The 5,535-nt window shown below is 68.4% G+C and carries 5 protein-coding genes; 4 read left to right on the top strand and 1 reads right to left on the bottom strand.

The window, feature by feature from the left end; translation table 11 throughout:
• Window positions 1-9 precede the first annotated feature (9 nt).
• Window positions 10-654, bottom strand: a complete 645-nt coding sequence (locus JYJ84_RS27365; protein WP_122944427.1) for a UDP-N-acetylmuramate--alanine ligase — start codon at window positions 652-654, stop codon at window positions 10-12.
• 246 nt (window positions 655-900) lie between these two features.
• Between JYJ84_RS27365 and mpl the strand changes: the two genes are divergently transcribed.
• From mpl to aroE, 4 genes are all read left to right on the top strand, one after another.
• The gene (mpl, locus tag JYJ84_RS27360; RefSeq protein WP_175222941.1) at window positions 901-2,286 is read left to right on the top strand and encodes a UDP-N-acetylmuramate:L-alanyl-gamma-D-glutamyl-meso-diaminopimelate ligase; all 1,386 of its coding nucleotides are present in this window, start codon (window positions 901-903) and stop codon (window positions 2,284-2,286) included.
• Window positions 2,283-2,852 (top strand): YqiA/YcfP family alpha/beta fold hydrolase, encoded by a 570-nt coding sequence (locus JYJ84_RS27355; RefSeq protein ID WP_043191364.1) that lies wholly within the window; start codon window positions 2,283-2,285, stop codon window positions 2,850-2,852. The genes mpl and JYJ84_RS27355 overlap by 4 nt, the downstream gene beginning before the upstream one ends.
• Before the next feature lie 80 nt (window positions 2,853-2,932).
• The gene (locus tag JYJ84_RS27350) at window positions 2,933-5,020 is read left to right on the top strand and encodes a ribonuclease catalytic domain-containing protein (protein WP_122944429.1); all 2,088 of its coding nucleotides are present in this window, start codon (window positions 2,933-2,935) and stop codon (window positions 5,018-5,020) included.
• Window positions 5,017-5,535: shikimate dehydrogenase (aroE, locus tag JYJ84_RS27345; protein WP_205189691.1), on the top strand; the 519-nt coding region annotated here is incomplete at its 3' end. The genes JYJ84_RS27350 and aroE, both read left to right, overlap by 4 nt.

Here is a 5,535-nt window from a genome sequence, read left to right as displayed (position 1 = left end):
ATCGTTGAATCATTCCGGTTCGGAAGGGGCCTTGCCTGCTTCGACGAGCGCGCGCAGCGCGGCGGCATCGGCACGGGCGACCCGGCCGCGCGCGTCGGCCTTGACCGCGCCGCGCAGGTCGTCGCTCGCATAGAGCGCGAGGTGGATGCCGATTGCATCGACGTCGCGCCGCGGGCGCCACAGGAAACTGAGCGTCTCGACATCGGCGCGGCCTGCAAAGTGCCGCGTCTCGGATACGTCGTACTGGACGTTCTGGTTCAGCAGGTAGATCGCGACGTCCTTCGGGTTGTCGGTGAATGCCTGCAAGTGAATATCCGAATGCGCGTTCGCGGTGCCGTTCAGCACGGCACCCGTCACATAAGGATGGAACTCGGCGAGCCGGCGCATCCAGTCGAGCGCGACTTCGCGCAGGCGGCGCAGTTCGTCCGGCTGCGTGTCGCTCTGGAACAGGGCGAGGTACTCGTGCAGTTCTTCCTCGATCTGATCGTTATCCGGCAGCCATTCGCCGGCAACGCGCGTGTCGCCCAGCAACTGGCGCGCAGCCTTGCGTTTCGCGCCGGCATAGTCCAGGCCGTCCTCCGCGATCAGGCGGGCGGCGGATTGGGCGATTTCCTCGCGGACGCGCCGCGGGTCGAGAAGGGTTTTGCGAGACATGATCCGGCAATCATACTCGATCGCCGCAGGGCCCGAGCGCGGGTGCGGCGGCCTGCCGTACGGCGTACCGGCGCCGTTCGCGCGCAGCGTTCGGGCCGCCGGGCACGGCAGGCCGTCAGTTACAATAGTGATCTTTGTGTCGCGGCAAAGGCCGTTGGCCGGGCGCCGGCCGCACGGCCCGTCCGGTGCGCCGCACACACATCCTTTCCGAATCGACGGCGCCCGGCGGCGCGAAAGCATTCATCTATGCACATCCACATTCTTGGCATCTGCGGCACCTTCATGGGCGGTCTCGCCGTACTCGCGCGCGAGGCGGGCCACACGGTGACGGGTTGCGACGCGGGCGTCTATCCGCCGATGAGCACGCAGCTCGAGGCGCAGGGCATCACGCTGATCGAGGGCTACGGCGCAGAGCAGATCGACCTGAAACCGGACCTGTTCGTGATCGGCAACGTCGTCACGCGCGGCAACCCGCTGATGGAGGCGATCCTCGATCGCGGCCTGCCGTACGTGTCGGGCCCGCAGTGGCTCGGCGAGCACGTGCTGGCCGGCAAGTGGGTGCTCGCGGTCGCGGGCACGCACGGCAAGACGACCACGTCGTCGATGCTTGCGTGGCTGCTGGAAGACTCGGGCCTGAATCCGGGCTTCCTGATCGGCGGCGTGCCGCTGAACTTCGGCGTGTCGGCGCGGCTCACCGATTCGAGCTTCTTCGTGATCGAGGCCGACGAATACGACACCGCGTTCTTCGACAAGCGCTCGAAGTTCGTCCACTACCGGCCGCGCACCGCGGTGCTGAACAACCTTGAATTCGATCACGCCGACATCTTCCCGGATCTCGCTGCGATCGAGACGCAATTCCATCATCTCGTGCGCACCGTGCCCGGGGTTGGCCGGATCGTCACGAACGGCCGCTCGGACGCGCTCGAGCGCGTGCTGGCGCGCGGCTGCTGGAGCGAGGTCGAGCGCTTCGGCGTCGACGGCGGCTGGCAGGCGCTGCCGGCCGAGGACGGCGTGCCGGTCGACGAGCGCTTCGCGGTGTATTCGCACGCGGAACGCGTCGGCGAAGTCGCGTGGCAGGTGCAGGGCGATCACAACCGGATGAACGCGCTTGCGGCGATCGCGGCCGCGCGCCATGTGGGTGTGCCGCCCGCGCAGGCGGCCGAATCCCTCGCATCGTTCCGCAACGTGAAGCGCCGCATGGAAGTGCGCGGCAGCGTGGACGGCGTGACCGTCTACGACGACTTCGCGCACCATCCGACCGCGATCGACACCACGATCGCCGGCCTTCGTGCACGCATCGGCAGCGAGAATGCCCGCATCCTCGCCGTACTCGAGCCGCGCTCGAACACGATGAAGCTCGGCGTGATGAAGTCGCAATTGCCGGCGAGCCTGGCCGACGCCGATCTCGTGTTCGGCTATGGCGCGCCGACCGGGCGTGACGCGCTCGGCTGGAATCTGGCCGAGGCGCTGGCGCCGCTCGGCGACAAGGCGCACGCGTTCGATGATCTGCACCTGCTGGTGAAGTCCGTTGTCGCAGCCGCCCGCCCGGGCGACCACGTGCTCGTGATGAGCAACGGCGGCTTCGGCGGCGTGCACCAGAAGCTGCTCGATGCGCTCGGGAGCCGCACGTGATCCTCTACCTGCACGGCTTCCGGTCGTCGCCGGAATCGCAGAAGTCGCGCCAGCTCGCCGCGCGCATGGCCGAGCTCGGCCGCACCGACGAGTGGCGATGCCCGTCGCTGTCGGTGTCGCCGCTCGAAGCGATCGCGGTCGCGGAGGCCGAAGTGGCCGGCGCGCGCGACGTGACCGTCGTCGGCAGCTCGCTTGGCGGCTATTACGCCACCTGGCTGGCCGAAAAGCACGGCTGGAAGGCCGTACTGCTGAATCCGGCCATCGTGCCGCAGCGCGATCTCGAGCAGCACCTCGGCGAACAGCCGCTGTATCACGGCGGTGGCACGATCGTCGTCGAGCGCCGTCACCTGCATGAGCTCGATGCGCTGCGCGTGCCGGCGATCACGCGAGCCGAACGCTACTATCTGTTCGCGGCGACCGGTGACGAAGTGCTCGATTACCGCGAGATGCTGGCCCATTACCCGGGCGCTAAAACGCGCGTGATCGAAGGCAGCGATCACGGGATCAGCGAATTTGCCGACTATGTCGACGACGTTCTCGCCTTTTGCGACGGAAAGACGTCTTAAACCGGCCATGTGCCGATCGAATTCCCATCATCATGCGGCGCCGCCGACGCGGCGCCCGGCAGTCTGAACGAGAGTACTGAGTGAACGTTTTCTTCGAGGAATCGGGCAGTTTCAAGGCGGGCAGCGTGCTGTCGCGCCAGGGCGACGCGTTTCAGGTCGAGTTGCCCGGCGGGCGGCGGGCGAAGGTGCGCGCGAAAGACGTGCTGATCGAATTCGACAAGCCGGCCGCAGGCGAACTGATGCAGGAGGCCGACACGGCCGCGCAGCAGATCGATCTGGACTTCCTGTGGGAATGCGCGCCGGCCGACGAGTTCGCGTATACGGCGCTGGCCGCGGAATACTTCGGCGCGACGTACGGCCCGGTCGAGCGCGCGGCGCTGGTGCTGCGACTGCACGGCTCGCCCGTCTACTTCCGCCGCAAGGGGCGCGGCCAGTACCAGCGCGCGCCGGAAGAGCAGCTCAAGATGGCGCTCGCGTCGCTCGAGCGCAAGCGCCAGCAGGCGCTCGTCCAGGTGCAGTATGAAGAGGAACTGAAGGCCGGCAAGCTGCCGGACGCATTCGCGGGCAAGGTGCTCGGGCTGCTGACGCGGCCGGACAAGAACGCGATCGAATACAAGGCGATGGAAGCGGCGGCCGGCGCGCGCGGCGTGTCGCCGGCGCGGCTGATGCTCGACTGCGGCGGCATCGCGTCGCCGCGTGCGCTGCACGAGGCGCGCTTCCTCGCGGAGTTCTTCCCGCACGGCACGGGCTTTCCGGCCGTCTCGGTCGGCGCGCTGCCGGACGACCTGCCGCGCGCGGACGTTCAGGCGTTCTCGATCGACGACATCACCACGACCGAAATCGACGACGCGTTCTCGGTCGAGCACCTGTCCGACGGCCGTGTGCGGATCGGCGTGCACATCGCGGCGCCGGCGCTCGGCATCGTGCGCGGCGACGCGGTCGATGCGATCGCGCGCACCCGCCTGTCGACCGTCTACATGCCGGGCGACAAGATCACGATGCTGCCGGACGACGTCGTCGACGTGTTCACGCTGAAAGAGGGCGATTACCGCCCGGCGCTGTCGCTGTACATCATCGTCAACCGCGAAACGCAGGAGATCGTCGCGAACGAGACGCGCGCCGAGCTCGTGTTCGTGAAGAACAACCTGCGGCACAACCACCTCGACGAGCTCGTCAACGAAGAGACGCTCGCGGCCGGCACCGGCGACTATCCGCACAAGGACGACATCGCCGTGCTGTGGCCGCTCGCGCAGGCGCTGTTCGAGAAGCGCCAGGTTGCGCGCGCGGGCTACGGCCTGAAGCGCGAAGTACAGCGCAACACCGACTACAACTTCTACGTCGAAGGCGAGCACGTGTCGATCACGCCGCGCCGCCGCGGGTCGCCGCTCGACCTGATCGTGTCGGAGCTCGCGATTCTCGCGAACTCGACCTGGGGCGCGTTCCTGCACGACCACACGGTGCCGGGCATCTACCGCTCGCAGCGCGGCTTCGGCGCGCCGGGCCCGAAGCGCACGCGGATGCAGACGACGGCCGCGCCGCACGAAGGCCTCGGTGTGGCGCAGTACGCGTGGAGCACGTCGCCGCTGCGCCGCTACGTCGACCTCGTGAACCAGTGGCAACTGCTCGCGTGCGTGCAGCATGGCGTCACCGCGAAGCTCGCCGCACCATTCAAGCCGAAGGACGCCGACCTGTACGCAGTCGTGCAGGGCTTCGACGACACCTATACGGCCTACGCTGACTACCAGCGCCGGATGGAGTATTTCTGGTGCCTGCGCTGGCTCGCGCAGGAGCAGAAGAAGCACGTCGTCGCGAGCGTCGTGAAGGGCGACCTCGTGCGCCTCGAGGAAATTCCGCTGCTGCTGCACGTGCCGGGGCTCGGCGTGCATGCGCGCGGCACGCGCGTGCTGCTCGACGTGATGTCACTCGACGAATTGACGATCGAGGCGTCGGTGCGGTTGCTGAACGTGCTCGACGCGCCGACCGTGACGAGCGGCGATGCGGCCGAGGAAGAGGATGACGCCGAAGGCGGCGACGACACGCTGATCGACGTCGAAGACGCGACGGCCGAAACCGAGGCGGAAGCGCTGGCGGAAGCGGACGGCGCGGCGGCCGGTGAAGGCGGCGAAGCCGCGGGCGGCAACGCCAGCGAAGAGGGGCGCGCATCATGACCACGGCTGCGTCGACGAGCGGCGCCGACCGCTATGTCGTTTTCGGCAACCCGGTGGCGCACAGCAAGTCGCCGTTCATCCACTCGCAGTTCGCCGCGCAGACGGGCGAGCCGGTCGAATACGCGCACCGGCTCGCGCCGGTCGACGGTTTCGAGGCGGCCGTGCGGGCATTCGTCGCCGAAGGCGGGCGCGGCGCGAACGTGACGGTGCCGTTCAAGCTCGAAGCGCATGCACTCGCCGATACGCTGTCGCCGCGTGCGGCAGCGGCGGGCGCGGTGAATACGCTGCGCATCGACGCCGACGGCCGCATCCACGGCGACAACACCGACGGTGTCGGCCTCGTGCGCGACATCGAAGCGAATCTCGGCGTGTCGCTGGCGGGCGCACGCATCCTGCTGCTCGGCGCGGGTGGCGCGGCGCGTGGCGTCGTGCTGCCGCTGCTCGACCGCGCACCGCTGTCGATCACGATCGTGAACCGTACCGCGAGCAAGGCCGAGGCGCTCGTCGGCCAGTTC

The organism is Burkholderia sp. LMG 13014 (assembly GCF_905232215.1).
GTDB lineage: Bacteria > Pseudomonadota > Gammaproteobacteria > Burkholderiales > Burkholderiaceae > Burkholderia.
This window is presented reverse-complemented; position numbering and strand designations above follow the sequence as displayed.

Coding starts and splice junctions, on each gene's coding strand:
- mpl (WP_175222941.1), top strand. CDS start 901: ATGCACATCCACATTCTTGGCATCTGCGGCACCTTCATGGGCGGTCTC.
- JYJ84_RS27365 (WP_122944427.1), bottom strand. CDS start 654: ATGTCTCGCAAAACCCTTCTCGACCCGCGGCGCGTCCGCGAGGAAATC.